Below are 26151 nucleotides of genomic sequence, written 5' to 3'. Positions count from 1 at the left end.
GCTTGAGAAAACCCCATATTGTAAGGGATGAATCTGTCGGAATTACAGGCGAACCAGGTCGAGCTTCCGATCTGGCAGGCTTTGGCGCCATTGCGCGAGGCCCTGAGCCGCGCCCACACCAGCCTGCTGGTGGCGCCGCCGGGCGCGGGCAAAAGCACCATTGTGCCTCTGGCCTTGCTCGACGAAGCCTGGGTGCAGGGGCGCAAGATACTGGTCCTGGAGCCGCGTCGCCTGGCCGCGCGCGCGCTGGCCTGGCGCATGGCATCGTTGTCCGGTCAGCCGCTTGGCGAGCTGGTCGGGCTGCGCACGCGTGACGACACCCAGGTGGGTCCGTCCACACGCATCGAAATTCTCACCGAGGCGTTGCTGACGCGGCGCATCCAGCATGCGCCGGAGCTTGAGGATGTCGCTGTGGTGATCTTCGATGAGTTCCACGAGCGCAGTCTGCATGCCGATCTGGGGCTGGCCCTGGTGCGCGATGTGCAGGCCGGTTTGCGTGACGATCTGCGCGTGCTGCTGATGTCGGCCACGCTGGAGCAGGACAATCTGGCCGCGCGTCTGGACGCCAGCGTGGTGCAAACCCAGGGCCGTAGCTACCCGGTGGAGGTGCGCTACGCCAAGCCGCGCAGCACGCGACTGGATGAGGGCGTGGCGACGGCCGTGCGGGCTGCCTTGAAAGAACACCCGGGCGACATCCTGGTGTTTCTGCCTGGCGAGGCCGAGATTCGCGCGGTGGCGCGCAAGCTGGATGCGCTTGGCCCTGGCATCGTGGTGCATGCGCTGTATGGGCGTTTGCCGCGTGCTGCTCAGCAGGCCGCTATCGCGCCGGCCGGCGACGCTGAGCGCAAGATTGTGCTGGCCACCGCAGTGGCCGAATCCAGCATCACCATCGCCGGGGTGCGCGTGGTCGTGGATGCCGGTCTGATGCGGGTGCCGGTGTACGACCCCAATGCCGGGTTTTCCCATCTGGTCACCCGCCGGGTCAGCCGGGATGCCGCTGATCAACGCGCCGGGCGCGCTGGACGCACGGCACCCGGCGTGTGCGTGCGCCTGTGGTCATCGGAAGAGGTTCTGGTTGCGCACCGCGAACCGGCCATACGCCACGAAGATCTGTCTTCGCTGGCTCTCAATGTGGCGGCCTGGGGCAGCGAACCACAGTGGCTGGAAGCGCCGCCTGAGGGGCCCTGGGCCCAGGCTATGGAAGTGTTGCAGGCACTGGATCTGAGCGATGCGCGAGGGCGCATCAATGCGCGCGGACGCAAGCTGGCGGGCTGGCATGCCCACCCGCGTATCGGCGCCATGCTGCTGGCTGCGCGTGATGATGCCGAGCGCGCCATGGCCTGTGATCTGGCGGCGCTGCTTGAATCGGATGAGCGCGCCGGCACGCTGGTCGACATCCATCAGCGCTGGCTGGCCTGGCGGCGTGGCGGGGCTGGCGCAAGCCAGATCAAGGCTCTGGATCGCGACAGCCGACGTTGGCGCAAACGTGTGGGCGTGGGCAATGCTATTGCGGAGCGCGATGCCGGCCTGCTGCTGGCGCACGGTTTTGTTGATCGCATCGCGCTGCAGCGTCAGCCGGGTAGCGCGCAGTACCAGCTGGCCAACGGGCGTGGCGCACGCCTGCCGGACAACGATCCGTTGAGGGCTCAGCGCATGCTCGTGGTGGCCGATCTGGACGGTCAGCGTGAGGCGCGTATCCGGCTTGCGGCGGCGCTGGATGATGAGGCGTTTGAAACGGCGTTTGCTGCGCACATCAGCTGGCGTGACAGCGTGCATTTCAACCCTGCGAGCGGGCAGGTCGAGTGTCAGCGCGAGCGGGTTTTCCAGCGTTTGGTGCTGAGTCGCCAGCCGTTACCCAAGCCGGATGTCAGCGTGGTCTGCGAGGCGCTGGTCGCGGGGCTCATGGACAAAGGCTTTGGCCAGCTTGACTGGTCAGGCCCGGCTGCGCGCATGCGCGCCCGCATCGCCTGTCTGCAGGGCGAGGGCTGGCCCACCATGGACGATGCCAGCCTGCGCGCCACGCTCGATCAATGGCTGGGGCCGTGGTTGTTTGGTCTGCGCAGTGTGGCCGAGATTACCCCGGCCAAGCTGGCCGACGCGCTGTGGGCCTGGCTCAGCGCGGAGCAGCAACGGCGGGTGCGTGAGCAGGCGCCGGATGCGGTGAGCCTGCCCAGCGGGCGTCAGGTCAAGCTGGATTATGCGGCCGAGGATGGCCCGGTGCTGGCCGTGCGCATGCAGGACATGTACGGGCAGGATGCATCGCCGCAGGTGGCGGGGCGACCGGTGCTGCTGCATCTGCTGTCGCCGGCCCGTCGGCCGTTGGCCGTGACCCGCGATCTGGCCAGCTTCTGGCGCAACGCCTGGCCCGAGGTGCGCAAGCAGATGCGCGGGCGTTATCCCAAACATGAATGGCCGGAGCGCCCTTGGGAAGCACCGGCGCCTGCGGCGCTGAACGTCTTGGACCAGCGTCGGTCATAAACCTGGCGGTGGTGCTGAGTTTTGGGGCTCGGGTGCCGCTTTGAAGACACCACAGGGAGATCCGAACCGATGAGAGTTTTGCTCGCTCTTGGCGCGCTGCTGAGCGCCACCGCTGTCCACGCGTTGGACTATCCCGAAACACCGCGTGGCACGGTGGTGGATACCTACCACGGCGAACAGGTGGCCGATCCCTATCGCTGGCTTGAGGATGTGGATGCGCCCCAGGTCAAAAAGTGGATTGCGGCACAGAATGCGCTGACCCGTACGCACCTCGATCAACTGCCCGACCGAGCCGCCTGGCGAGCGCGGCTGGCGCAGCTGTGGAACTACGAAAAATACGGCGCGCCCAAGCGTGTCGCGGGCGCCCTGTTCTACCGCTACAACGATGGACTGCTTGATCAGAGCGTGCTGGTGCGCGAGCAGGCGGGTCAGCGCAAGGTGGTGCTCGATCCCAATACCCTGAGTGCGGACGGCACCCTGGCCCTGACCGACTGGGCAGTTTCGCCGGACGGACGTTATCTGGCCTACGGTGTGGCCGAAGCCGGCAGCGACTGGAATCGCTATCACGTGCGTGATCTGCGCACCGGTCAGGATCGCGCCGAGGTGCTCGAACACATCAAGTTCTCCAACATCAGCTGGAGTCACGACAGCGCAGGTTTCTTCTATTCGCGCTACCCCGGTTCTGATGGTGTGTTCAGCGATCTGGAGAACCAGGCGATCTACTACCACAAGCTGGGTTCGGCGCAGGCCCAGGATGTGCTGGTGCTGTCGGATCCCGAACATCCGCGTCGCAATATGTACGCGCGGGTCAGCGACGACGGCCGTTATCTGCTGATCAGTTTGCGCGAAGGCGCGCGTGAGGAGAACGCGCTGTATGTCAGGGACCTCAATCAGGCCGAGCGCCCGTTCGTGCGCGGGCGGTTGATCAAGCTGGTGGATGACTTTTCGGCCAAATATCAGGTCATTGGCGTGGACGGCCCCTACGTCTACGCACTGACCACCGATGCGGCGCCGAACGGGCGTATCGTGCGCCTGGATGTGCGCCACCCCGGTCGCCAGAAGACCGTGGTCGAGGCTGGCCAATGGCCGATCGAAGATGCGCGCCTGGCCGGTCAGCATCTGGCTGTCGTGGTCATGCGTGATGCGGTGAACAAACTGCTGGTTTACCCGCTGGATGGCTCATCGGCCACCCCGGTGGTGCTGCCTGAACTGGGCAGTATTTCGGGGCTGCGTGCTGCGCCGGATGGGCGCAGCGTGAGCTTTACCCATGCCAGTTTCGTCAGTCCGGCACGCCAGCTTGAGGTCGACTTGAGCGACCTGCGTGTGACCACCCTCAACCAGGCACGCCTGCCCGTCGACACGTCGGACTTCGTGACCGAGCAGGTGTTTTTCAGCTCGCGCGATGGCACCCGGGTGCCGATGTTCATCCTGCGCAAGCGCGGCCATCCCGGCGGTCCCCGCCCGACCTGGCTGTATGGCTACGGCGGATTCTCGATTTCACTGACGCCGTGGTTCAAGCCGGAGCGCCTGGCCTGGCTGGAGCAGGGTGGGGTTTTCGTGGTGGCCAACCTGCGAGGTGGCGGCGAGTACGGTGCGGCCTGGCACAAGGCCGGCACCTTGCATAACAAACAGAACGTATTCGACGATTTCATCGCGGCGGCTGAAAGCCTCATCGAGACTGGCATCACCAGCCCCGAGCAGTTGACCATCGAAGGTCGCTCCAACGGTGGTTTGCTGGTCGGTGCAGTCAGCAATCAGCGCCCTGAACTGTTCGCCGCAGCCCTGCCCGGCGTGGGTGTGATGGACATGCTGCGCTTTCACAAATTCACCATAGGCTGGGCCTGGACCGGCGACTACGGCTCGTCTGATGATGCGGACATGTTCAAGGTGCTGCGCGACTATTCGCCGTACCACAACGTGCCCGGTGGTGACGATTACCCGGCCACCATGGTGACCACCGCAGATCACGACGACCGCGTCGTGCCGGGCCATTCGTTCAAGTTCGCCGCGGCACTTCAGCACGCCGATCCGGGCAGCGCACCGAAACTCATCCGCATTCAGACCCGTGCCGGCCATGGCGCCGGCATGCCGACGCACATGCGTATTGAGCAGGCCGCGGACGAGATGAGTTTTGCCGCGTTTCATAGCGGCTTGCAGCGCGCGGCCAAGATCCCCTGGCAGAAGCTGGTGGCGCGCTGAGCTGCCGAGCTTCAGTGGGGCAGGTGGGCGTTACCCAGCTGCTCCATTTGTTGCACTATCCAACGGCTGCGCTCCTGAACGTGGGCGTCGTGGATGGTGTAACGACGCGGGCTGGGTAGCAACGCAACAAGACGTCCGGCCTGGTCTGGTGTGAGTTGTGTCGGCGCAACGCCGAAGTGGTGCCGGGCGCCAGCCTCGGCGCCATAAACGCCGGGTGCGAATTCGGCCACATTGAGATAGACCTCGAGAATGCGGGTTTTCGGCCAAAGGGCTTCCAGCCAGAGCGTAATCCAGGCTTCGAGCGCTTTGCGCACGTAGCCGCCAGGCCACAGAAACAGGTTTTTGCTGGTTTGCTGGCTGATGGTGCTAGCCCCGCGTGACGGCGCACCGGGCGCATTCATCACCTCGGCCAGAGCCTGCAGATCAAAGCCGAAATGATGGGGGAATTTCTGGTCCTCAGCAGCCACCGCGGCCAGTGGCAGATAGGGGCCAAGCGATGCATAGGTCAGCCAGTCACGGTTTTGCAGCGGCGCCTGTGACTGCAGCATGTAGCTGGTGATCGGTGGGTTCAGCCAGCGCATCGGCAGCAGCACCAGGGCTGGCAGACACAGCAACAGCAGGGCATAGACCACCCAGCGCAGCGGGCCGGGTTTGCCTCGTGGCCGGGCAGGCGCTGGCGGCAGCTGTCGTCGGGGTTTCAGCCGGCCAGGGCGGAGTTCGCCTATGCCGGGTGCGGTGGTCCTGGTCATGTCGACCATTGTAGGCAATCAGCGCTTGCAGGCTTGCTCTGTCTGAGGCGATTGACTATGGTTGCGCGCGTCATTGGGGAGTAGCTTCCCGTCGTATCGCGACGGGGCCTGCGTCAACAGACTTGGCCCACAGGCCATGGTGCAGGCAGCCCTCGGGCCTAGCAAGACCTTTGACTACACCACTTCGGACTGGCCGAGGAGGGTGTGGTCAAGGTGTGCGTTCGGCCAGGGAGTTTGATCATGGAAGCCTTTCTCATCTCGACCGGCCTGGTTGCGCTGGCGGAAATTGGTGACAAGACCCAGTTGTTGGCCCTGCTGCTGGCCGCCCGCTTTCGTCAGCCGGTGCCGATCGTTCTTGGAATATTGCTCGCCACCTTGCTCAATCACGGCATTGCAGCAGCGTTTGGTGTGTGGCTGACCAGCCTGCTCGGCCCGCAAGCTTTGCATGTGTTGCTGGGGCTGTCCTTCATATTGATGGCCGGCTGGATGTTGATCCCGGACAAGCTCGACGACGGCGACACCCACCACACCCGTTTCGGTGTTTTTGGCACCACGCTGGTGGCCTTCTTCCTGGCTGAAATCGGCGACAAAACCCAGGTTGCCACGGTGGCGCTGGCGGCGCAGTACGACGCTACGCTTATGGTTGTGGCCGGCACCACCCTGGGCATGATGCTGGCCAATGCGCCGGTGGTGTATTTCGGTGAACGGGTTGCTGGCAAGATCCCCACACGCGTGGTGCACGCGCTGGCGGCTGTGATTTTTGCGCTGCTAGGTGTGCTGGCGCTGCTTCGGCTTGCGTTAATTAACGAATGATCACAAGCGGCCCGATGCGTGAAACGTGCAGATCTCGAGTCCCATCAAGACTGTCCAGCCACTGCGCGGAATCTTCGATGTGCACGACTGCACTGAGCCTCACGCTTTGCGCATGATCCCCCCACACCACAAGCCGATCTGAAGTGTATCGATCGAGTTCGGCAATGAGTTCGGGTACTGGGGTGTCCTTAAAAATCAGTCGGCCTTGGCGCCACGCCAGCGCGCGCGCTGTGTCCGTTTCGATCACGGCATCCAACCCATTGCGGTGCGCGAACACACTTTGGCCTGCATGCAGGGTGACCGTATCGTCCTGGTGGCGAACTCGGACGTTGCCGCTGTCGACCACTATGTGCGAGCCGCCCTCAATGCGTTGAACCGAAAACCGTGTGCCGAGCACTTCAATGGTGCTCTCGCCGCTGAGCACGCGAAACAGACGAGAAGTGTCTGGTGTGACCTGAACGTAGACTTCTCCGCGGTCCAGCTCAATCTCGCGTGAGTCGGCGCTGAAGCGTGTGCGAATTGCGCTGTTGCTATTGAGGGTAACGGAGCTGCCGTCAGCAAGCTGGAGAGCGTATTGCTGTCCGATAGAAGTGACGGCGTCGTAAGGGGGGTGCCACCAGCTTACCAATGACAGGCTTAAGCCGATGAGCACGGACGCCGCAATCGCCCATGTGGCCCAGATGCGTCTGGGGCGTGCTGGCGCTTGCTCCTGCAGTACTGGGCCGAACTCACCCCACAGCGCTTTGAGTTCGCCCAGCGCCTCCTCATGTTCGGGCGCTGCAGCCCGCCAACGCGCGAACTCACGACGTTGAGCTGCACTGGTTTCGCCTGAGGTCATGCGAACCAACCATGTCGCAGCCTGGCTCATGACAGTGTCCTGGCCGGTGTTGTCGGATGCAGGTGCTTTGGCGCTCATAGTGGATAAACGTTTGCGGTGGCCATGCTCATCAATCGTCCTCACGGATACGGGCGCGGCAATGCAGAACGGCTTGCACGAGGCGCTTTTCGACCAAGCTCCGCGAGACACCAAGGCGCTCGGCGATCTGCCCGTGTGTCAGGCCATCAAGGCGACTCAAGATCAGCATGTCTCGGGTTTTTCCAGGCAGCTCATGCAAGGCTTCATCCAATGTTTCTAATTGTTCAGTGCTCAGCGCGTAGTCTTCGGGGGTGGGGACGCGATGATCAAACAATTCAATGGCATCAAGTAATAGCTCGGCCCGCCGGCTTTCTCCGCGCGCAAGGTCGATCGACGCGTTGCGGGCCATACGCATCATGTAGCGTTGTGCCTGCTCGGCATTGCGCAAGTTTTCACTGACACGCGGAAGTCGCAGAAAAAGATCCTGCAGGAGGTCATCTGCCGCCTGAGCATCTCCAAGGCGGGCGATTAGAACGGCACGCAGCTGAGGGCGTAGCCGCAAAAAAACATCGACAAGATCCAGGCCTTTGGCTGGCGCGTTCATTGAGCGGGCGAGGGTGGTTGCGTGCGCCGTGTTGTGAATTCCACGACAACACTGAACTGCAAGCGCTGGTGTGAGACGCTGGGTGGTGGTGCAGGCACGGGCGAGGCACGCAGCAGGAGATCATTGACGGCTTGATTGAGCACTGCGAATCCCTGCGAGGCACGGATGCGATGACTCAAAATGCGGCCGCTTCTATCTACGCTCAAATCCACTTGAATTCGATCTTCCATGCGGGCCAGCCGGGCACTTGTTGGATAGTGTTTGTGGCGTTGAAGATGGGCCAGCACCGCCGACTCCCAGATCGCCTCAGCATCGGCGTCGATGGTGCTTGATGGTTCTTCTGTATCAATTTCGTTCAATGCCGAAATATCAGGTGGGAGCACGAAGCCTGAGCTTCGCCGGGTGGTTTTTTTTATGCGCTCGCTGACCTGGGTTTGTGCTTTTTGCGTTGCGGGTGAGGCTGCTGACACTTCTTCGGTGTGGTCAACACTCTTGGGCGCGTGTGCGCCACCTGCAGGCCGAATATGAAACTGCACGCGCGGCGCTTGCATGGCGCTCTGAGGCGTGTTTCCAAAGCGCAGCGTATGCAGCAATAAGCCCGCTGCCAAGTGAAGCAGCAGCGTGCCGCTGAGTGCCCACAGCGCTAACCGTTTGGAACGCGCGCTGCGCCTCTCAGCGTGCCCCCGCACGTTGTTTCATTCCAGGTGAAGTCGTGTCCATGTCGTGGTTGAGGATAGCGCCATTGCCTGTGAATACGTAGCCCACGTTGCGGGCCGAGCGAATCATCAAGGGATGTTGTTCATCAAGCTGACGCGCTTTGCGGCGTAAGCGCGAGATCATGGCATCAAGGTTGCGGCTGTAGACACGAACCTGGTGCTTGGATAGAAGGCCGGTTAAGTGCTCACGTGAGACCACCTCGCCAGCATGCTCAAAGAGTTGCCCGAGTACGAGATTCTCTGCCATGGAAAGCTGCGCGGTCTGATTGTTTGGAGCCCGCAGAACCCACCCTCGCACATCCAGCGTCCATGAATTGTGTGCGAGCTCGCGGCTTGATGGCGTGCCGATGGTCGACGACAAGGCCGGCGGCAGTGCGCGGCACGCGCGATCGTAAAGATTGCGAACTAACGCGCCCAATTCCACGGTGTCGAGTGGCTCACACAGGCAATGATCAATACCGATGGATAAGCACAGCAACCGTTCCTCCCGGCTTGCGTGTGCGCTGAGCATGATGGTGCCGGGGATTTGCGCCAAACGTAGGCGGGTTGCGAGTGTGTAGACGTTGTCACTGCTCAGGCGTGCATCGCAGATGGCGACATGAAACTTGTGGTCGGCCAGCGCCACGTTGAGCGCGCGTGCACTCGCGACACGGATGATGAGATTGGCACTTTTGCCAAAGATTTGCCGCATTGTTGATTCGCGTGCCGAGTCGTCCATAACCAGCAACACATTCATTGTTCTTCCCCTCAAGATAGATGCCGCCGCGTATCTTTTTGTGCGGCGTTCCCCAGATAGAACGAATCAGCGCAGTGAAATCCACAAATGGACGATAAAACGCACAAACAAGGCGTGCTGTAACGCTCAAAAGCGCAAAATTTGTTACCCGGCTCCTCCTGCTCATCGACTATGGTTGGGTACGAAGGGACAGCAGATATCACCAGGATGGTGCTCGGCTATGGGTATGCGCCAGATTTTGCTTATCGATGGCGACACAGAGAGTCGCGAAAAAACGCGTCAGCATTTGCTCTCGCGTGGTGCTGCCGTGTCAGCCCAGCCCGGGGCTGAGGATCTGGACACACTGTTGGCCGGGCAGCGCTTTGATCTGGTCGTTTGCGCGTTGGATTTGCCGCAAGACAACGGCTTTTCGGTTACGGCTCGGGTGCGCATGAACAGTCATGCAGGTGTCATTTTGATCGCCGCCGATAGCAATCGCGATGATCGGCTTCTCGCGCTCACGGTAGGCGCTGACCACGTGATCAGCCGGCCAGTGGACCTGCGCGAGCTGGATATGCTGATCGATAATCTTCAGCGTCGCTTACAGATGCTTGGCGACGCGTCTTCTGATCGCGCCAGTGATCAGGGTCCGCAGCGGCCGGCACATTGGGTGTTTGACCCCGCCCAATGGACATTATGTCCGCCTGCCGGGGAGAGCATTCAGCTGTCGCTGGCCGAATACATTGTGCTCGGGCGCCTGCTTGATCAGCCTGGTGAGCCGGTGCGTCGTGATGAGTTGTTGCGCGTGCTGGATCGCCAGGATGTCCGTGTTTTCAGTCGTAACCTGGATATGGTGATCTCGCGTCTTCGCCGTAAAGCCGCGAGAGCTGGCGCAGTGAGTTTGCCGGTTATGGCGGCGCGGGGCATCGGTTATGTATTCACAGGGCGGGTCGTGGTGGTTTAAACCCTAAACGCTTGTTAGATGTCGTTTTGTGCGCTTCGGTAACGTCCTGCGCGTTTGTGCTTGCGGGCGTGCAAGAATGCCATGCTGGTAATTCTGGCAAGCGGTTGCACATCATGATTAACGCGCTGCGTGGACCTTTGGCCACGCTTATGCTGCTGCTTTGTTCGGCCGCTTTTGCCCAAGTCTTTGATTTGAGGATTGATGCCGGCGCATTGGACAGCGCGTTGATTGAGCTGGCCACGCAGACCGATGTTCAATTGATCGTGGATGTTGGGCTGTTGGCTAACCACGATGTATTGGCGCTGTCCGGTCGCTATTCCTTGTCGCAAGCCTTGACTGAGCTGCTCAGTGGCACGGATTTGATGTTTGAAATTGCCGATCACACTGTGCGGATCGGGCCTGGGCCAGAACCGCTAGCGGCGATTGGAACCGTGGAAATTGTTGCCGGCGTGTTGGATGGCGTTGGTGCAAGCAGCGATATTCTCGCAACAGAGCAGTTGGTGAATTACGCCGCGCCTGGCGCTTCACTGGGTGGCTTCGGGGCCACCCGCTTGCGGGATATTCCACGTGCCGTAAGCGTCATGACTCAGCAACGCATGCGCGACCAGCACATCGTTGATGTGGCTGACGCGCTGGACCGCTTGCCCGGTTTGAGTCTGGATGAGCGCACGCTTGATCGCACCATAGCTCATGGTCGCGCGTTTCCGTTGGAAGACATTCAACTGGACGGCGGAGGTTTGCTGCACAGCTTCGATAACCTGCTGGAGGGCGACCTTAGTGCCTATGATCGGGTCGAGCTTTTGCGAGGTTCCGATGGCGTTGGAATTGGATATGCGGGTCCGGGAGGGCTTCTGAATCTGGTTCGTAAGCGTCCCCTCGATAGCCCGCAGCTTGGGATACAGGCTGGCATGGGCTCATGGTCATTTCGAGATGTCACGATCGACGTCACCGGACCTTTGACGCGAAGCCGGCGCTTGCGTGGTCGTTCGGTGCTGTCTATGACCAGCAAGGACTATTTTTATGCGACCAGCGATCTGAGCCGTCAAAGTCTCTATCTGGTGGCCGAGGCCGATGTTGCGCAAGGTGTCTTGGCGCGCAGCGGCGTGCAATGGCTGCGACAAAGGGCAACGCCATGGCCCGATGAGGGGTTTGGCGGGCAGGAGCTCGATCAGGCCGAGTTATCGCGCGCGCAATCGCTCACGCTTCCTTGGCAATTCGATGATCGGAATTCAAGGACCTTGTTCGCGGCGCTGGATGCGCATCTGCTCGATGTGTGGTTTATCGAGTTGAGAGCGGATCAGGTTGTCACAGACACTGACGAACTTAGCGCCTCGCTGGTGGGCTATTTGGATGGCGAATCCGGCGACGGACTCGAGTTTGCCTACCCCATGCAGATTATCGGTGATCGTCGACAAAACTTGGTTCGAATTCAGGTCAAACGCCTGTTTGAATTGTGGGGGCTGGAGCATGCGCTGGTGCTGAGTTCAGGACGCAGTCGTGAGCAGCTTGAAGATGTGGTGTACGCCGACAATGGGGAATACAGCGAGCCCTTCAACCTTTTCGAATTCCAGCCGTCCGAGATCCCACGCCCAAGCGTGGATCAGCTGGTCGATCGGTACACCAGTACCTTGAACCGTGAAAACGTCACGCTGGCGCTGAGCCTCAAGCTATGGCCGCGGTTTGAGCTGACAAGTGCGTGGCGCTGGAACAAGATCTCGTCGGCTCGGGGCTTAGGGCAACAGAGCTTCGAGCGCGATGAGGATCACCACGATGCATTGTCTTACGTCGCGTTGAATGCCGAATTGACGCAAAAGTGGAGCGCGTTTGCCTCCACTGCTGATGTCTACAGCTCGAACATGGGCATGCACACGGAGAGTGGCAACATACCCAAACCCTCGACCGGGCGTAGTTTCGATGTCGGGCTGAAATTCGCCGCCTTGGATGATCGGGCTCAAGCCATGCTGTCTTGGTACCGCGTCGAATTGAACCACCCACACCGATACATTGGCAGTTCACAGGACGATCCCAGTTGCTGTTACGACAGCGGCGCTGACTACCGCATTTTAAGTCAGGGTCTGGACTTTGAGTTTGCTGGGCGCCTCGGGTCACGTTGGCGTATTGCCACGAACTATCAGTTCAATCGCAATTGGTTTGCCGGTGCGGATGTGTACGAACACGGAGCAACGGCGAATAAGTCCGTGCCGAAACATCTCTTTAAGAGTTGGCTGAATTGGTCTTCCAGGCGCTGGCCCCTGGAGCTCGGCGTCGGGCTGCATGCTCAAAGTCGATCGAACCAATTTCATATTTTTCAAATGTCAGCCGAAGGTCAGCTTATCCGCACGGCCATGTCTCAGCCGGGTTATGCACGCGTGGACGGTCGACTTCATTGGGCGGTGTCACGAGGGTGGTCGGTGAGCATGAATGTCGAAAATATATTGGACCGCCATTACTTCGTTGCGCGTGAGTTCGATTTTGGTTCCAACCTGTATGGCGAGCCCCGCCGTTACCGCGTGTCTGTTCGTGCGCGTTGGTAGCGGCTAATAAAGCATTACACAAGCGCTCAAAACTCTAAGCCGCATTACAAGAAACCCAGCTGATCCCCCATAGAGTGATGGTTAAAAATCACTTTCTATTCAGCTAGCCGCTGGCGGGCGCCTGTGGCTGGCTGACTTTAGCTGAACCAGGGAGAAGCTAAATGCGGGATAAACATCTGCGTGCTGAGCAGGTGCAAAGTGCACCAACAATGAGTCCGCTGCGCTGTGCGGTTAAAACCTTGATCCGACCGCATCATGCAGATGCCATGTCTTGGCCCTCAAAAGCGTTGGTCACTGCTATTTCTGTGGGGGGAATGGTGGGGCTGCCAGCTGAAGCAGCTGTTTGTACTCAGACTAATGATGCGGCGGCGGCCAGCGATGGCGGAGCAAAGATCAATACCGCCTGTGGTAGCAATGCGGTTGCTGACGAGGGGAACTTCAGCTCCACCGCCTACGGTAGCAATGCGCAAGCGGTTGGCAGCGGTCAAAGCTCGGTGGCCGTCGGTGCTCAAGCGCTGGCCATGGGCGGCGGCACTGTGGCTGCCGAAGTGTCCAACGACACCAGCAAATCTGCCGGTGTTACGCTACTCAATGCGGGTGATCCGGTGACCTCGGATACCTCGACCACAGCTACCGCGACGGCTATCGGCGGTCGCGCCACGGTGGTCGGTGCGGGCTCGGTTGGTATTGGTAATGACGTGGCCGTGACCGGTGCGCGGGCCACTGCAGTTGGTAACGCAGCAGTCGCTTCGGGAGGGCGTTCTATCGCTTTGGGCGATCATGCTTTCTCACAGGGCAAGTACAGCATTGCTATCGGTGCGGATTCCACCGATACCGGTGTCGTCGGGGCACATGCTGTGGGTCAGGAATCCATTGCCATGGGGGTTGATACCCACGTAACCGGCGATCGAGCGGTTGCGGTTGGTGCCCGAAACAAGGCGCTGGCGAGCCAGAGTTTGGCTGCGGGCTTTCAAAACACTGTCTCTGCCGGCAATAGCTCGGCTGTCGGTGCCGTGAATGAGGTGTCATCTGAACACAGTTTGGCCGCAGGTTATGGCAACAAGACGGAAGGTGTGCGCAGTACTGTTGTGGGCTATGGCAACGCGGTGTCCAATGCGGTCTCTGGCATTGGCGACGGTAGTGAAGATTCCGTTGCTGTAGGTTCGGGAAACTACATTGATGGCGAGCGTGCGATTGCCATTGGGGCCAATGCGGCGGCGACAGACTATGAGGCGATCGCTATCGGCAATGGCCAGACCAAAGCCAGTTCAGCCCGGGCGTCTGGGCGCTATTCCATGGCTTTGGGTACCAATACAGAAGCCTCAGCTGAAAACGCTGTTGCCGTGGGCGCGCGCGCTGCGGCCACTGCAGTCAGTGCCGTGGCAGTTGGTCGTGATGCGGCGGCCTTGGGTGAGAACGCGGCAGCCTATGGTTTTAACGCACGCGCGTACAAGGATGGCGCGGTGGCCGTTGGTGCCGGCGCCGATGCGCGTGACATCAACGCGCTGGCTTTGGGTTACAGCAGTGATGTCAAGGAAGGTGCTGGTGCGGGTGTAGCGATTGGCCAATCGGCTGTTGTTGCAGCCAGTGCAACCAGCGCTGTGGCTTTGGGGGCCGGGTCGACGGCCGATCGCGCTGACAGCGTCGCGGTTGGCAATGCGAGCGCACAGCGGCAGATTATCTATGTTGCGCGCGGGGTCAATGCCACTGATGCGGTTAACGTTTCGCAGCTCAAAGATACGGTCAATGTATTCGGTGGTGGTGCCAGCATAGATGGCACGGGCAACATCATCGCACCCAACTACGACATCGACGGCAACATTTATAACGATGTGGGTTCGGCACTGGATGCGGTTGAAGCCTTGGCCGGCAGCGGCAGCTCGCTCGGTGTGCTGTACGACAGCAAGATCAAAGATCAGGTGACCTTCACCGGGCCAGTGACCACCGACGGTGGGGTGACCGGTGGGACCTTGTTGAGCAATCTCCATCAGGGAATGGTGAGCGCGACCAGCAGTGAAGCGATCAACGGCGCACAGTTGTTCGGCAGCATGAGCAGTGTGGCGAACGTCCTGGGCGGCGGTACCAGTGTCGATGCAACGGGCTCACTGAGTGGCACCAGTTTTACGGTGGACGGCAAGAACTACACCTCTGTTGGTGCTGCGCTTGCAGCGCTGGATGCTGCACCTGGTGGGGCTGGTTTGTGCACTGGCAGCGGTGCCGATTTGACCTGTAGCGCAGACGCATCCGCTTCAGCCAACAATGGTGGTGTTGCGGTTGGCAGTATGGCCAGTGCCAAAAACGGTAACTCGGCTGTCGCAGTTGGAAATGGCGCACAGGCGATTGGCAATGGCCAGCGGGACATGGCCTTGGGTAATGACGCGTTGGCAATGGGGGCCGGTGCGGCGCCCGTAGATGTAAAAAATGGCACCACAACATCGGCCGGCGTTACCTTGCTTATGACCGGTGATGCCATCACCGGTGATACCAACACAACGGCCACGGCAACCGCAGTGGGTAGCGGTGCTGCTGTCCTGGGGGCAGGTTCCGTGGGGGTTGGCAACGATGTAATCGTGACCGGCGCGCGTTCCACCGCGGTTGGTAATGCTGCAGTGGCTTCCGGCGGGCGTTCAATAGCTCTGGGCGACCACGCATTCGCGGAAGGCAAGTACAGCATTGCGATTGGAGCCGATTCCACTGACGGCGACATTGTAGGCGCACGTACCAGCGGCGAGGAGGCGATCAGCGTGGGGGTCGATACGCTGGTCAGCGGTGATCGGGCGATTGCACTGGGTGCCCGCACCCGAGCCACCGAGGCCGATAGTGTTGTGATCGGGACCAAAGCGTCAGTCACGGCAGCCAACTCGGTGGCGCTGGGGTCGAACTCGCTTGCCGACGTAGCGGACACGATTTCGGTCGGTCGCTCGGGTAGCGAGCGTCGCATTGTGAATGTTGCAGCGGGGATAGGGCTTACAGACGCGGTGAACGTATCTCAGCTTCGCGCGGCTGTGGATCTATTTGGTGGTAGGGCGAGTATTGACGGCAGCGGTGGCATCGTAGCACCGGTCTACAGTATCCAAGGCGCGACCTATGGCAATGTGGGCAGCGCGCTGGCGGCCGTCGATCTCGATTTGAACAACTTGCAGAATCAGATTGACAACATTTCGCTAACACCCGGTCCGCAAGGGCCCGCAGGACCTGCAGGCCCTCAAGGGCCGAGTGGGCCGCAGGGCCCCGCCGGTCCAACCGGTCCTCAGGGACCCGCGGGGCCGCAGGGTGAGCCGGGTACGGGAGGTGGTGTTGGAAACAATGCTGGTGGCCAGGTTATTTCCAATGTCGCTGCCGGTATCGACGACGGCGATGCCGTCAATATGGGCCAGCTCAATGAGGTTGCAGATGAAGCCCTGGCGTTGGCTAGCGGGACTGACGGCCGCGCGTTCTGTAGCCAAGGGGCCGGCGAGAACTCGGTGCGTTGCGGTAACAACACGCAGGATGACGTAACCGCCGACAACGGTATTGGTATTGGCACGGACGCAAGAGCGATGTCAGATGGCGGCATTGCGCTGGGGCACAGTGCGACAGCGGTTGAATCCAATTCAGTCGCTATTGGAGCCGGCGCACTGGCCCAATCATCGGTTGCTGTAGGGACCGGTGCGCAAGCTACCGGGACCAATACGACGGCAGTGGGCGACAACGCTGTTGCCAGTGGCAATTTCGCAGTTGCCTTGGGTAACCGTGCAGAGGCCAGTGGCAATAAGAGCGTCGCTTTGGGTAATGACGCAACGGCAAGCGCCACCCATTCAACGGCGCTGGGTAACAATGCTGTCGCCACGGCTAACAACAGTGTTGCGTTGGGCAATGGATCGGTTGCTGATCAGGCGAATACAGTTTCTGTCGGCAGCGTGGATAACCGCCGGCGCATCACCAATGTTGCTCCAGGTGTTGATGATACGGATGCCGTCAACCTGGGACAGCTCAAGGAAGCTACAGCAGATCTGGATTATGCGTTCTATCAGCAGGGGCGACGAATCAACGCTTTGGGCGCGATGAGCGCAGCGCTTAACCTGGCGACGCCAACCCATGATGTCCGTGGTACGACACAGTTCAGCATGGGGGTAGGGCATTACCGTGATACACAGGCGGTTGGTGCGTCTTTCAGCCATCTGATTAACGAGCGCAGTGCTGTACGCATTGGTGGTGCCTATGCCCCGGGTGGCGAGTCCATGGTGGGGGCCGGTTTCACGATTGGTTGGTGACGCGTGTGAGCGACGATCGTATGACGCCATCCCCATCGCCAGCCTCTGGTGGTGATGGGGGCGGCTTGTTGCCGCAAACGGTGCACCGCGTGACCAGGGACCGTGTGCGCTGGATCGCTTTGTGGGTGCTGTGTGGGGCGCTTGCAATCGCGTTGCTGTGGGCTTTGGGTTTGCCTGCTCAACTTGCGCAGGCATGGCCACAGCGCGATGTGCCGTCTGCACCGCCCGCCGTGCTGCACACAGATGAGCATGTGCGTTTGCTGGCCAACCATGTCATGCGTGCTATTGGCCAGACAGATGTACATGCCGCCTACAGCGCCATGTTGCCGCATACCGTGCTGTCGTCCGCCGAGTTAAACAGATTGTTTCAGGACGCAACCAAACAACGTGCGAGTGAGGCTTTTGTGCAACGTTATGGCCAAACTCTTGGTTTCGAGTTCGTCACCAGCACCCAGCCGAGTGAGTCGTTGATGCGGCTCTCTTACATAGAGCGCAGCGAGCGACAGCCGATCCCCTGGACGTTCTACTTCTACCGCCGCAAGTCGGTCTGGGTCCTGAGTGATTTTAGCTGGGGAGGACATCTGTTTGAGTTCTTTCGCAACCTCTAGCTGAACGCAAACCTCGGCGGTGCCAGCTTCCCGCCACAAAGAAATCAATGGTACCGCTCTCTTACGCCCCGCGACCCCACCGTGGGGCGTTCTTTTTGTGTAACGGCCGCACCCAAGCGGAGGAAATGTCTACTGACGTTACAAAGGGCTTGTGCGGTGTGAACTAGATTCAAGGCCTTAAGATTGCCAAGCAAGGAAGGCGCAGTGGCCTGGTCACACGGATACAACGTATCAAGCGGATACACACATGGTTTCTATCGCGAATTAGCGCCTCATTGGCTCAATTTCGGTGCCTTACTTCATGGCTATCGGGTGCCGGAACTGACTGGCGGTTTTCGCTATCTGGAATTGGGCACAGGTCAGGGTTTTGGATTGTGTGCATTGGCCGCCGTTTATCCGCAGGGCGAGTTCATCGGAGTGGACTTCAACCCGGAACATATTGCCCATGCGCGCGGGCTGGCTGAGGCGGCGGGTCTGACCAATATCCGTTTCGAGGAAGCCGATTTTTCGGTCCTGGCTGAGGACTGGCCTGCCGATTTCGGTGCGTTTGACTACGCCGTGATGCATGGCATTTATTCTTGGGTGCCAGAGCCGATCCGTGCGGCATTGGTGGCGCTGCTGAATCGTGCCCTGCAGCCTGGTGGCTTGGTCTACGTGTCTTACAACACGCTGCCGGGTTGGACGTCGGCGATCCCTCTGCAACATATGCTGCGGCGCCTGCAGGTGGCTTCCTCAGTCAGCGGCGAGCAGATTATTCAGCAGGGAGCCGCTTTGTTTGACAACCTGGTGCAGGCCGGGGCTGGCGTTGCTCAAGCCATGCCGCCTTTGAAGGCCAGGCTGGACAGTCTGAAAACCCAGAGCAGCGCCTATCTGGTGCAGGAATACTTGCACGAGAACTGGCATCCGTTGTGGTTTTCTCAGGTCCACGATGAGTTGGCGGCCGCCAAGCTGAGTTATGTCGGCAGCGCGACTCTGCCGGAGAACTACTTGCCGGGCTTGCTGGCCAAGGAACAGGCTGAGGTTGTCAATGGTGCTGAGGGATACGTGATGCGCCAGGAACTCATTGACCTGATGCTGAATCAATCTTTTAGGCGTGATTTGTACTGCCGTGGCCCACGTCTTCAGCGTCGATCCATGGCGCAGCTCGGGGCTTTTTCTGTGGTGGCTGGGCGGCCTCTGGATGAGACCGAGGTCTGCCGCATCAGTACCAGTTTTGGGCATCTGACAATCGACTTCACACTGGCCCAGGCTATTTACGCCGCGGTGCTAGATCAGCCGCGCACCCTCGATCATGTGGCCAGCCTGGCCCCGATGACAGAAAAACCTGTGCATGAGCTGATTCAGGTGGTGACGATGTTGCTGCATGCAGGCTATCTGGCCTTGGCTCATTCGGCGGCAGCACGTGTAGAGGCGTTGAATGATGTGGTCAGCCAACAGGTTATTGATGAGTTTGTGCCATACACCTGCTTGGTTGGCGCCCATACCCCTACAGCCCTGGGTGCGAGCGACACTGACATGGCGTTCTATCGCATCGTACGCCAGGCACCGCTGCAGAATAGCAAGCAATTGGCGGCAGCATTGGTCGATAGCTTGCGAGCCTCTGGGCGCAACTTGGTCAAGAGCGGCAAGGTTTTAAGCGTGCCGGATGAGGCCTTTGAGCACGCTCAGACGCTCAGCGAGAAGTTCCTGGGCCAGACGCTGCCGTTGTGGCAGCGCTTGGGGGTTATGCCCCCGCCCTAAGCCAGCGTCCGCATCCAGAACGTCATCGGCTTGGCGCTGGAGGCGCTCTCGCCAATGTCCGGCCATGACAGGCTGGTGCGCAAGCGGGCTTGGCGTTGGTAGCCACGACGCTGCCAGAAGGCGTCGTTGGGCACATGGTTTGCAGGTTTGAGTGGATGCGCTGGCGGGCGTTCGACCGCGCAAAAGGCGCACTCGGTCAAACCCAGCTCGCGGGCGTGGGCTTCGCGCAGCTCGAAGAAGCGCACGCCCAGGCCGCGCCCGCGATATGCGGGCAGCAGCACCGATTCGCCGAAGTAATCGATCTGCGCTATCGCCATGCCGGCGTCGATGAACGGCTGCTGCATGTCGCGCGGGGCCTCGCTCAGCGGGATGGCGGTGGAGGCGCCCACGCAGTGCGGGCCGTCCCAGACCAGCACGCACAAGGCACGCGGGCAGTCCACATAGACCTTGAGGTAGTCGGCTTCGTACGCGGCACTGCCTGCGTACAGATACGGCCATTCACGAAACACGCTGCAGCGCATGGCGGCCAGCGCATCAAGGTGACGCGCGATATCCTGGCCGCGCAGCGACTCGATGCGCAGTGTCTGGTCGTTCACTGCCTCGGCCCTAGAGGTAGCGGGTCAGCTCAAGCTGGATGTAGTCATCCTGGCGCAAAGGGTAGAACAGCGTGTCGCGCGCGTCGATGTTGCTAAACAGGCGCAGTTCCAGGCTCAACTTGGTGCTGCCGTCCAGGCGCCGGCTGGCTTCCACGCTGATGAAACGACTGCCACGATCCAGGTCCATGACCACGCCGGCCAGCAGGGTGGTGTCGAGCACGTCATTGGCGGCCAGGCGGGTGGCCAGGAACAGATCGTTCTGGAAGCCGTTGTCCGCCGCATCATTGCGTTCGTCCCACAGATATTCGGCCAGATAGCCGATGTCCCAGGCGCTTTCGAACACGCCATAGCGGGTGTACTCAAAGCCGCCGGTGGCTGCGCCGTAGTCGACCTCAATCAACTGCGGGGCTTGTCCCGGCAGCTGCGCCAGCAGGCCTTGTTCGCGCCACACGGCTTCCAGTTTCAGCAACCACGAACCGACCGTGTACTGGGCATCCACGCTGAGCTGATCGAGCAAGCCATAGAACGGTTGCAAGGCCGTGGGTTGCGGACCATTGGGGGTGTTTACGATATTGGCGGCGAGCAGTTGCGGATTGCGCGCGGTGCCGCTGAACCAGGCCAGGCCATAATCCAGTGCACCGGCGTAGCCCTGCACGCGCACGGCATAATCGAGATGCGATTGCTCATCCGAGGACTGGTACAGCGCATCGTCCTGCAGCACCGGCAGCGGTGCGCGCAGGCGGCCGTCTTCACCGGCAAACGGACGCTCACGGAAATAGGGCAGGGCATAGGCCTGCAGGCTGACGCCGCCCAGCGCCCAGTTCAGGCGCACCATCGGCTGGCCGAGTTTGTCTTCACCGTCAATGTTTTCGACCGCATCGGTCTGATTGATGATGTCGACCAGATGCAGCAGTTCGGTTTTGCCCCAGAACACCTTGGAGATGCCCAGGCGCAGCTCCACACGGTCGAACACGCCTTGCCAGTAGAACTCACGCAAGTCGATATGGCTGCGTTCGTCGTCCTGCGCATCGAAACGTGCGAACGGGGCAATGGTGACGCTGAAATCGCGGTTCCATTCGGCGTACCACTCGCTCAGCAGGGATACCGAAAGCTGGCCGTCGCTCTGGCTGGCGAAAGCCGCATTGTCGGGGAAGGCGCGCGCTTCCAGACTCCATTCGGTATCCAGCTGCTGGTAGAACTCAGCGGCGGCGCTGTGGCTCGCCACCAGCAAGCCGGTGGCGAGAATGTGTGCGATGCGATGCATAAAGACTCAGCGTGCGCGGGCCAGACTGGCCTGATCGAAGTCCTTGTCCGAGAGGCCGTTCTGGAAAGCGTAGTCGGAGAAGGTCAGGGTGGTCGATTTACCGGTCTGCAGATTGACCATTTCCATGCGCGCTGGGCGCCAGTGCTTGTCCAGATACTGGCTGTAGTCGTGGAAGGTCAGGGTTTTGAGGTGACTTTTCTTGCGGTCATAAAAGTCGATCTTCTGGGCCCGGTATTCGCTGCTGTCGATCCATGAGATCTGCTTGGTGTAGCCGGATTTTTCGTCCACCGGATAGCGTTCGATGACGAAGCAGCTGAGCTCGCCGCAGGGCTCTTCACGCAGGAACTTGTAGGTGTACTTCTCGACTTCCTGCGAGGAGATGTCCTCGTAGGCGAATTCCGAGCCCATGAACGGCCCGGATTTGTTGTTCGAGGCGATGCGCTTGACCCGCTTGAGGGCCGGCAGGTACAGCCACTGATCATCATTGCCATCCTTGTGGCTGAAGGTCAGCAGCGCGGTGCCGCGCACGTCTTTGGGCTGGTCGAAAATGATCAGGCTCTTGTCGCCATCACCATCAACTTCCAGTGAACGGTTGCGCATTTCACGCACGCTTTCCTGGCCGTGCTTGTTGCGCAGAACCATGGTCATGGTCGATTCGGAATCGCCCCAGCCTTCATCGCGCTGGTCGGCTTCCACCGCAATGGCCAGGCCTTGTTCTTCCGGTGTCTGGGCCTGCGCCAGCAGGGGCAGGGCGGTCAGTGCGGTGACCAGCAGCGTCTTAGGCGTAAGCAGCGTCATCGGAGGGCTCCTCGGTTTGGGTGTTTTTCGGTTGGGGGTCGCGGTCCAGCAGCATAAGCACGGCCGGCAGCAGGAAGAAATCGGCGACCAGGGCGCAGACGATGGCCATGACTGTGATCATGGACATCGACACCGTGGGGTAGAAGGCCGATGTGGTCAGAACCAGGAAACCGGCGGCCAGCACGATCGAGGTGACCAGCAAGGCGGTGCCGACGGTGCGGAAGGAATACACGATGGCCTGCTCGGTGGACAGGCCCAGTTCGCGCCGGGCGCGCAGGTACTTGCTCAGGAAGTGGATGGTGTCATCGACGATCACACCCAGCACCACGCCCATGGAAAAGGACATGGCGAAGTTGATCTCGCCGTTGTAAAGCGCCCACAACCCGAAGGCCATGCCCATCGGCAGCAAATTGGGGATGACGCTGATCAGGCCAAACTTGACGCTACCCAGGGCCCAGATCAGCAATATGGAGATGCCCAGCAGGGCCAGCGGAATACCGATCGCCATGGAGCTGAAATTGCGGTCGGCAATGAATGCGAACATCACCGCCGGTGAGACCGGGTGGCCGTCCATTTCTGGCGCGTTGGCCTCCAGCCAGGCCAGCGACTCGTCGACCAGGGCACGGGTTTCAGCCGATTTCAGGTGCTCGAACACCACGATGAAACGCGAGGCGGTCTTGTCCAGATTGATGGTGTTGGTCAGGTCCAGCCCGAAGGGCAGCGAGAATTCATAAAGCAGCAAATACTGGGCGGCCAGCTCACGATTTTCCGGCAGGCGATACCAGTTTGGATCATCGCCATGCATGTTCTTGTTCAGACGTTTGAAAATGTCCGACACACTGGAGACCTGCATGACTTCGTCATGGGTCAGCCACCACTGCTTGAACGCATCCAGCTTGGCCAGATAGTCCGGGTCGGCCACGCCGTCGGGGGCTTTGAGCGAGAACTCCATGGAATATAGTCCGGTGATGTTCTCGGCCATGAAATCCGAATCGTTGCGGAAATCCACGCTGGTGTCGAAGTAGTGCACGAACTTGTCGTTAGCCACGTTGAGCGGGGCCAGGGCCGTGATGCCCAGGGCAACCACCGATGACACCACCAGCAGGGTCATCGGGCGTTTGCACATCAGCTCGCCAAAGCGTTGCATGCGGCCCGACAGCCAGGCGCGGCGCTGCGGCGGCACCTTGACCGGAAACATCGCGATCAGGGCGGGCAGCGTGGTGATCGACAACAGCCAGGCGATGATGGCGCCCATGGCTGAGATGTTGCCCAGATCAGCCAGCGGCGGGGAGTCGGCAAAGTTGATCGAGAGCAGACCCAATGCGGTGGTGACCGAGGTCAGCAGCACCGGCATGAAGTTCAGGCGCAGGGCTTCGGTCATCGCTTCGTTCTTGCCTTTGCCCTCGCGCATCTCGGCAAACATCGAGACCAGAATATGCACCGAGCCGGCCACGGCCAGGGTGGTGATGACCACCGGTGCAATCACCGAGGGTGAGGTCAGTACAAAACCCAGATGGCCGGCCATGCCCATGGCGGCACCGGCCGAAAGCAGGATCACGCCCAGGGTGACCAGGGTGGCGGTGACGGAGCGCAGCAGCAGGAACAGGATCAGCAGCAACACCGCGTACATCGCCGGGTACAGCGTGGCGGCATCATCCTGCGAGGCCTCGGCAAAGGCATTGCTCATCATGTTGGAGCCGCTCATGCCGATTTTGTGGCCGGGATATTTGGCCTGCATGTCGTCGCGCAGCGCACGCTCGGCGGCCACGGCCTCGGTCACTTCGCTGACCGCATCGTCGGAGAATTGATGATTGACTGCCAGGGCCAGAACATGGCCGCTGGGCGAGGTCAGGCGATTGCGCAGCAACGGCTCGCTGGTGGCAATATGCTTGATGCGAGCCAGTTCGTCGGGCGAGAAGGTGTCGAATTCAGGGACAAGATCGGCAACCTGAAGATCATCGCCCACCGCTTCGGTGTGCTGGAAATTGCTCAGCGAATCGACCCGGATCACATAGGGGATCTGCCAGGCGCGCTCGGTCATCTCGCGCACCATTTGTAGCGTGTCGGGGTTGAAAGCGTCATCCCCCGGCGGCTGGATCACAAACAGCGTGGTGTCGATCTTGGAATAGACGTTCTGTACTTCCTCGAAGGCGTTCAGCTGCGGGTTGTCGGCGCCGAAATACACCCGATAGTCGGCCGAGAACGTCAGTTTGGTCGCGCCGGCGATCATCGCCGCACAGGCTGCAAGTGACAGTATCAACACCAGATAGCGGTGCTTAAGTACGGTCTGCGCGTAGCGTTGGGTCCAGGCATCCAGGGCTTTGCTCATCAGTCGTGCTCGTTGTGCGGGCGATCCGGGCGAAGCTGTTCCAGAAACTGCTCCAGCCCTTGCATGCCGTTCTTGTAAAACGCGTCGCTGTGCGAGGCTTTGGTCAGGCCCACACAACCCTCTATAGCGCTGATCAGGAAATCGGCCGTGGCGACCGGGTCGATATCATCGCGAACCTGACCACGCTGTTGTCCCAGGGTCATAGCGTCGACCACACCTTTGCGCCAGGTCTGAAGAATGCCGTTCAGCAAGGCACGAAAGTCCTCGTCGATCGGTGACATTTCCTGGATCAGATTGTTGAACGGACAGCCCAATTGCAGAGCCAGATCGTTGCGTTCGTGGGTCAGGCGGCGGGTCAGCGCGATGGCGCCATCGATGACATTTTCCGCTTCCAGTACCGGCTTCCAGTTTTCTTCCACGAACGGGCGAATCAGTTCATCAATCACCGCCAGTCCGAGTTTGGATTTGCTGCCGAAGTGATGGTAAAGCGCGCCTTTGGTGACCCCGGTTTCCTTGAGAATGGTTTCCAGGCTGGCACCACGAAAACCATTGCGGTGTATTTCTTCAAAGGCCGATTCCAGCAGGCGCTGGCGGGTCTGATCGGGCTGACGTTTGCTGCTTTGCGATGATTCCATACCGACTAGTATGTATGTTGATCGCGCCAGTTTCAATCACCTGGCATCGCCACCTGCCGATGCCCGTGCTGCAGATGGCGCCGACGGTCCTGAAGGCTGAGACAATCGCCCGCGGATTCGGCGGAGCGGGTCACATTGGTCGCCCAATCAGCTTGGTCGAAGCGCAGCTATTGAACCAGGACGAGGGGGCAATGAGGTATTTTGGGCTGGCTTGATCACAACCCTAAAAGTGAACCGATGAGTGCGCATGGCATGCGAGACAGATCATCCCTTTTCCAGCGTCTGGTTCCAGCGGCATTGGCGACGTCCTTATTTACGGCATTAGCTCACGCGGCGCTGGTCGCGATTGCGGCCCGTTCAATCGGGTTTGAGCTGGTTTTGATCGCGAGCCTGAGTTTTATTGTGGCCGCACTGGTGGCTCTGCCTGGCGGAGCGCTGATGCTGGCTGTTGTTGCGCTCCTGAAGCTGGGGCTGGTTTCATCGTTCCTGCTGTTTTTTGTGCTGGTTCAGCTGGTCGCCGTGGGCTTGGAGATGTATTTGTTCGAAAGCAGCCTGAACAGCGTCTCCTGGCAATACGGGCTGATTTCGGTTCCGGCGTCTTGGGTCGCCTGGTATGGCTCCGTTTATCACGTCAGCCGGCACGTTTGAGGGCCCTGGCTGAAGTCAGTTCGGGCCAGCCGCGATGGAGCGCCACGCGGCATCCGCAAAAATACCTGCGTGCTCGTTGGGTGATGTTTTGACCCGCCCGGACAGCCAGGCGCGGCAGTAGTTCTCCGATTGCCCGATGAGTAGCGAGGCGTAGGTTTCGGCCGGTAGAGCGCGGATCAGTCCGGATTCAACACCGCTGCGCAGGAAATCCTGCAGCGCCGCATAGCGCTTGTCGTTTCGGTCTTTCAGGTGGCTTTTTGAGCCGCCTTGCGCGACGTTCTTTCGCGACTGGAACATAAAACGTGCCAAGCGGGGGTTGTCCACGATCCAGCTTATGTAAACCCGGATCCACGCGGCGATGGCCTCCTGTGCGCTGTTTGCGGCTTCAAATGCACTCTCGAAGCCGGCTTGCTGGTCGTCCAGTGCGGCGAGATAAATGGCCGCCGCCAAACCTTCCTTGTTGCCAAAATGGTGGTAGATGGTGCCCGTGCTGCTGCCGGACCTTTGCCGGATGTCGTCAATGGTGACCGCGTCGAACCCCGCCTCATCAAAGCACTCCAGCGCACAACTCAGTACTTGGCGTTTGGTGGCTTTTCGGGCTCCGGGGTATGCGCGTTCAAAGGCTGGCTCCACCTGATTCTCTCCTCAGCAT

The 26151-nt window shown here is 60.3% G+C and carries 20 protein-coding genes and 1 riboswitch; of the genes, 9 read left to right on the top strand and 11 right to left on the bottom strand.

The annotated features are described in order from the left end of the window. Positions 1-27 precede the first annotated feature (27 nt). Complete coding sequence (gene hrpB, locus ATO7_RS04315; RefSeq protein WP_083559846.1) at positions 28-2478, top strand: ATP-dependent helicase HrpB; 2451 nt, start codon at positions 28-30, stop codon at positions 2476-2478. Between the two features lie 69 nt (positions 2479-2547). After that, a complete protein-coding gene (locus ATO7_RS04310; protein WP_083559844.1) occupies positions 2548-4677 on the top strand; it encodes a prolyl oligopeptidase family serine peptidase in 2130 nt (709 codons plus the stop codon). Between the two features lie 11 nt (positions 4678-4688). On the opposite strand, the gene mtgA is transcribed toward ATO7_RS04310, so the two are convergent. Then, on the bottom strand, positions 4689-5426 hold the full coding sequence (gene mtgA / locus ATO7_RS04305) for a monofunctional biosynthetic peptidoglycan transglycosylase (RefSeq protein ID WP_083561002.1): 738 nt from the start codon (positions 5424-5426) through the stop codon (positions 4689-4691). Positions 5427-5489: 63 nt separating this feature from the next. After that, positions 5490-5660: riboswitch (yybP-ykoY riboswitch) on the top strand. 6 nt (positions 5661-5666) lie between these two features. Here mtgA and ATO7_RS04300 point away from each other — a divergent pair. Next, the gene (locus ATO7_RS04300; RefSeq protein ID WP_083559841.1) at positions 5667-6239 is read left to right on the top strand and encodes a TMEM165/GDT1 family protein; all 573 of its coding nucleotides are present in this window, start codon (positions 5667-5669) and stop codon (positions 6237-6239) included. Here the strand turns inward: ATO7_RS04300 and ATO7_RS04295 are convergent. The 4 genes from ATO7_RS04295 to ATO7_RS04280 form a co-directional block, all read right to left on the bottom strand. Next, the gene (locus ATO7_RS04295) at positions 6229-7155 is read right to left on the bottom strand and encodes a FecR family protein (RefSeq protein WP_083559839.1); all 927 of its coding nucleotides are present in this window, start codon (positions 7153-7155) and stop codon (positions 6229-6231) included. The two genes, ATO7_RS04300 and ATO7_RS04295, sit on opposite strands and share 11 nt — an antisense overlap. 31 nt (positions 7156-7186) lie before the next feature. Next, on the bottom strand, positions 7187-7699 hold the full coding sequence (locus tag ATO7_RS04290; RefSeq protein ID WP_083559837.1) for an RNA polymerase sigma factor: 513 nt from the start codon (positions 7697-7699) through the stop codon (positions 7187-7189). Next, positions 7696-8058: a TonB family protein gene (locus ATO7_RS04285; RefSeq protein ID WP_158523033.1), complete on the bottom strand. Its 363-nt coding sequence runs from the start codon at positions 8056-8058 to the stop codon at positions 7696-7698. The genes ATO7_RS04290 and ATO7_RS04285 overlap by 4 nt, the downstream gene beginning before the upstream one ends. A 313-nt stretch (positions 8059-8371) precedes the next feature. Beyond that, complete coding sequence (locus ATO7_RS04280; protein ID WP_083559834.1) at positions 8372-9151, bottom strand: response regulator transcription factor; 780 nt, start codon at positions 9149-9151, stop codon at positions 8372-8374. 226 nt (positions 9152-9377) lie between these two features. Here ATO7_RS04280 and ATO7_RS16725 point away from each other — a divergent pair, with 226 nt between their 5' ends. From ATO7_RS16725 to ATO7_RS04250, 5 genes are all read left to right on the top strand, one after another. After that, positions 9378-10094, top strand: coding sequence for a response regulator transcription factor (locus ATO7_RS16725; protein WP_158523032.1), 717 nt, complete (start codon positions 9378-9380; stop codon positions 10092-10094). 56 nt (positions 10095-10150) lie between these two features. Continuing rightward, positions 10151-12628 (top strand): TonB-dependent receptor domain-containing protein, encoded by a 2478-nt coding sequence (locus ATO7_RS04265; RefSeq protein ID WP_146680139.1) that lies wholly within the window; start codon positions 10151-10153, stop codon positions 12626-12628. A gap of 317 nt (positions 12629-12945) precedes the next feature. Next, the gene (locus ATO7_RS04260; protein WP_206044785.1) at positions 12946-16881 is read left to right on the top strand and encodes a YadA-like family protein; all 3936 of its coding nucleotides are present in this window, start codon (positions 12946-12948) and stop codon (positions 16879-16881) included. A gap of 5 nt (positions 16882-16886) precedes the next feature. Continuing rightward, positions 16887-17489 (top strand): hypothetical protein, encoded by a 603-nt coding sequence (locus ATO7_RS04255; RefSeq protein ID WP_146680138.1) that lies wholly within the window; start codon positions 16887-16889, stop codon positions 17487-17489. Positions 17490-17801: 312 nt separating this feature from the next. Continuing rightward, positions 17802-19229 (top strand): class I SAM-dependent methyltransferase, encoded by a 1428-nt coding sequence (locus ATO7_RS04250; protein WP_206044784.1) that lies wholly within the window; start codon positions 17802-17804, stop codon positions 19227-19229. Here the strand turns inward: ATO7_RS04250 and ATO7_RS04245 are convergent. From ATO7_RS04245 to ATO7_RS04225, 5 genes are all read right to left on the bottom strand, one after another. Further along, complete coding sequence (locus tag ATO7_RS04245; RefSeq protein WP_206044827.1) at positions 19226-19750, bottom strand: GNAT family N-acetyltransferase; 525 nt, start codon at positions 19748-19750, stop codon at positions 19226-19228. The genes ATO7_RS04250 and ATO7_RS04245 overlap by 4 nt on opposite strands. A gap of 85 nt (positions 19751-19835) precedes the next feature. After that, complete coding sequence (locus ATO7_RS04240) at positions 19836-21089, bottom strand: hypothetical protein (RefSeq protein ID WP_083559824.1); 1254 nt, start codon at positions 21087-21089, stop codon at positions 19836-19838. Between the two features lie 6 nt (positions 21090-21095). Continuing rightward, a complete protein-coding gene (locus tag ATO7_RS04235) occupies positions 21096-21887 on the bottom strand; it encodes an outer membrane lipoprotein-sorting protein (protein ID WP_083559822.1) in 792 nt (263 codons plus the stop codon). Continuing rightward, positions 21868-24216 carry an efflux RND transporter permease subunit gene (locus ATO7_RS04230; protein WP_083559820.1) on the bottom strand — a complete coding sequence of 783 codons (2349 nt, stop codon included), beginning with the start codon at positions 24214-24216 and terminating at the stop codon, positions 21868-21870. The genes ATO7_RS04235 and ATO7_RS04230 overlap by 20 nt, the downstream gene beginning before the upstream one ends. Then, entirely contained in the window at positions 24216-24851 is a 636-nt protein-coding gene (locus ATO7_RS04225) for a TetR/AcrR family transcriptional regulator (RefSeq protein ID WP_083559818.1), read from the bottom strand. The genes ATO7_RS04230 and ATO7_RS04225 overlap by 1 nt, the downstream gene beginning before the upstream one ends. A 237-nt stretch (positions 24852-25088) precedes the next feature. On the opposite strand from ATO7_RS04225, the gene ATO7_RS04220 reads away from it, so the two are divergent. Continuing rightward, the gene (locus ATO7_RS04220; protein WP_083559816.1) at positions 25089-25499 is read left to right on the top strand and encodes a hypothetical protein; all 411 of its coding nucleotides are present in this window, start codon (positions 25089-25091) and stop codon (positions 25497-25499) included. A 15-nt stretch (positions 25500-25514) separates the two neighbouring features. On the opposite strand, the gene ATO7_RS04215 is transcribed toward ATO7_RS04220, so the two are convergent. After that, positions 25515-26132: a TetR/AcrR family transcriptional regulator gene (locus ATO7_RS04215; protein WP_083559814.1), complete on the bottom strand. Its 618-nt coding sequence runs from the start codon at positions 26130-26132 to the stop codon at positions 25515-25517. Between the last annotated feature and the right edge of the window lie 19 nt (positions 26133-26151).

Origin of the sequence: Oceanococcus atlanticus (genome assembly GCF_002088235.1) — a bacterium.
Lineage (GTDB): Bacteria > Pseudomonadota > Gammaproteobacteria > Nevskiales > Oceanococcaceae > Oceanococcus > Oceanococcus atlanticus.
This window is presented reverse-complemented; position numbering and strand designations above follow the sequence as displayed.

Excerpts from the sequence above, each read along its gene's own strand:
- ATO7_RS04235 (WP_083559822.1), bottom strand. The coding sequence starts at position 21,887 with ATGACGCTGCTTACGCCTAAGACGCTGCTGGTCACCGCACTGACCGCC.
- ATO7_RS04245 (WP_206044827.1), bottom strand. The coding sequence starts at position 19,750 with ATGCGCTGCAGCGTGTTTCGTGAATGGCCGTATCTGTACGCAGGCAGT.
- hrpB (WP_083559846.1), top strand. The coding sequence starts at position 28 with ATGAATCTGTCGGAATTACAGGCGAACCAGGTCGAGCTTCCGATCTGG.
- ATO7_RS04220 (WP_083559816.1), top strand. The coding sequence starts at position 25,089 with ATGAGTGCGCATGGCATGCGAGACAGATCATCCCTTTTCCAGCGTCTG.
- ATO7_RS04300 (WP_083559841.1), top strand. The coding sequence starts at position 5,667 with ATGGAAGCCTTTCTCATCTCGACCGGCCTGGTTGCGCTGGCGGAAATT.
- ATO7_RS04225 (WP_083559818.1), bottom strand. The coding sequence starts at position 24,851 with ATGGAATCATCGCAAAGCAGCAAACGTCAGCCCGATCAGACCCGCCAG.
- mtgA (WP_083561002.1), bottom strand. The coding sequence starts at position 5,426 with ATGACCAGGACCACCGCACCCGGCATAGGCGAACTCCGCCCTGGCCGG.
- ATO7_RS04310 (WP_083559844.1), top strand. The coding sequence starts at position 2,548 with ATGAGAGTTTTGCTCGCTCTTGGCGCGCTGCTGAGCGCCACCGCTGTC.
- ATO7_RS04290 (WP_083559837.1), bottom strand. The coding sequence starts at position 7,699 with ATGAACGCGCCAGCCAAAGGCCTGGATCTTGTCGATGTTTTTTTGCGG.
- ATO7_RS04280 (WP_083559834.1), bottom strand. The coding sequence starts at position 9,151 with ATGAATGTGTTGCTGGTTATGGACGACTCGGCACGCGAATCAACAATG.
- ATO7_RS16725 (WP_158523032.1), top strand. The coding sequence starts at position 9,378 with ATGCGCCAGATTTTGCTTATCGATGGCGACACAGAGAGTCGCGAAAAA.
- ATO7_RS04295 (WP_083559839.1), bottom strand. The coding sequence starts at position 7,155 with ATGAGCGCCAAAGCACCTGCATCCGACAACACCGGCCAGGACACTGTC.
- ATO7_RS04240 (WP_083559824.1), bottom strand. The coding sequence starts at position 21,089 with ATGCATCGCATCGCACACATTCTCGCCACCGGCTTGCTGGTGGCGAGC.
- ATO7_RS04230 (WP_083559820.1), bottom strand. The coding sequence starts at position 24,216 with ATGAGCAAAGCCCTGGATGCCTGGACCCAACGCTACGCGCAGACCGTA.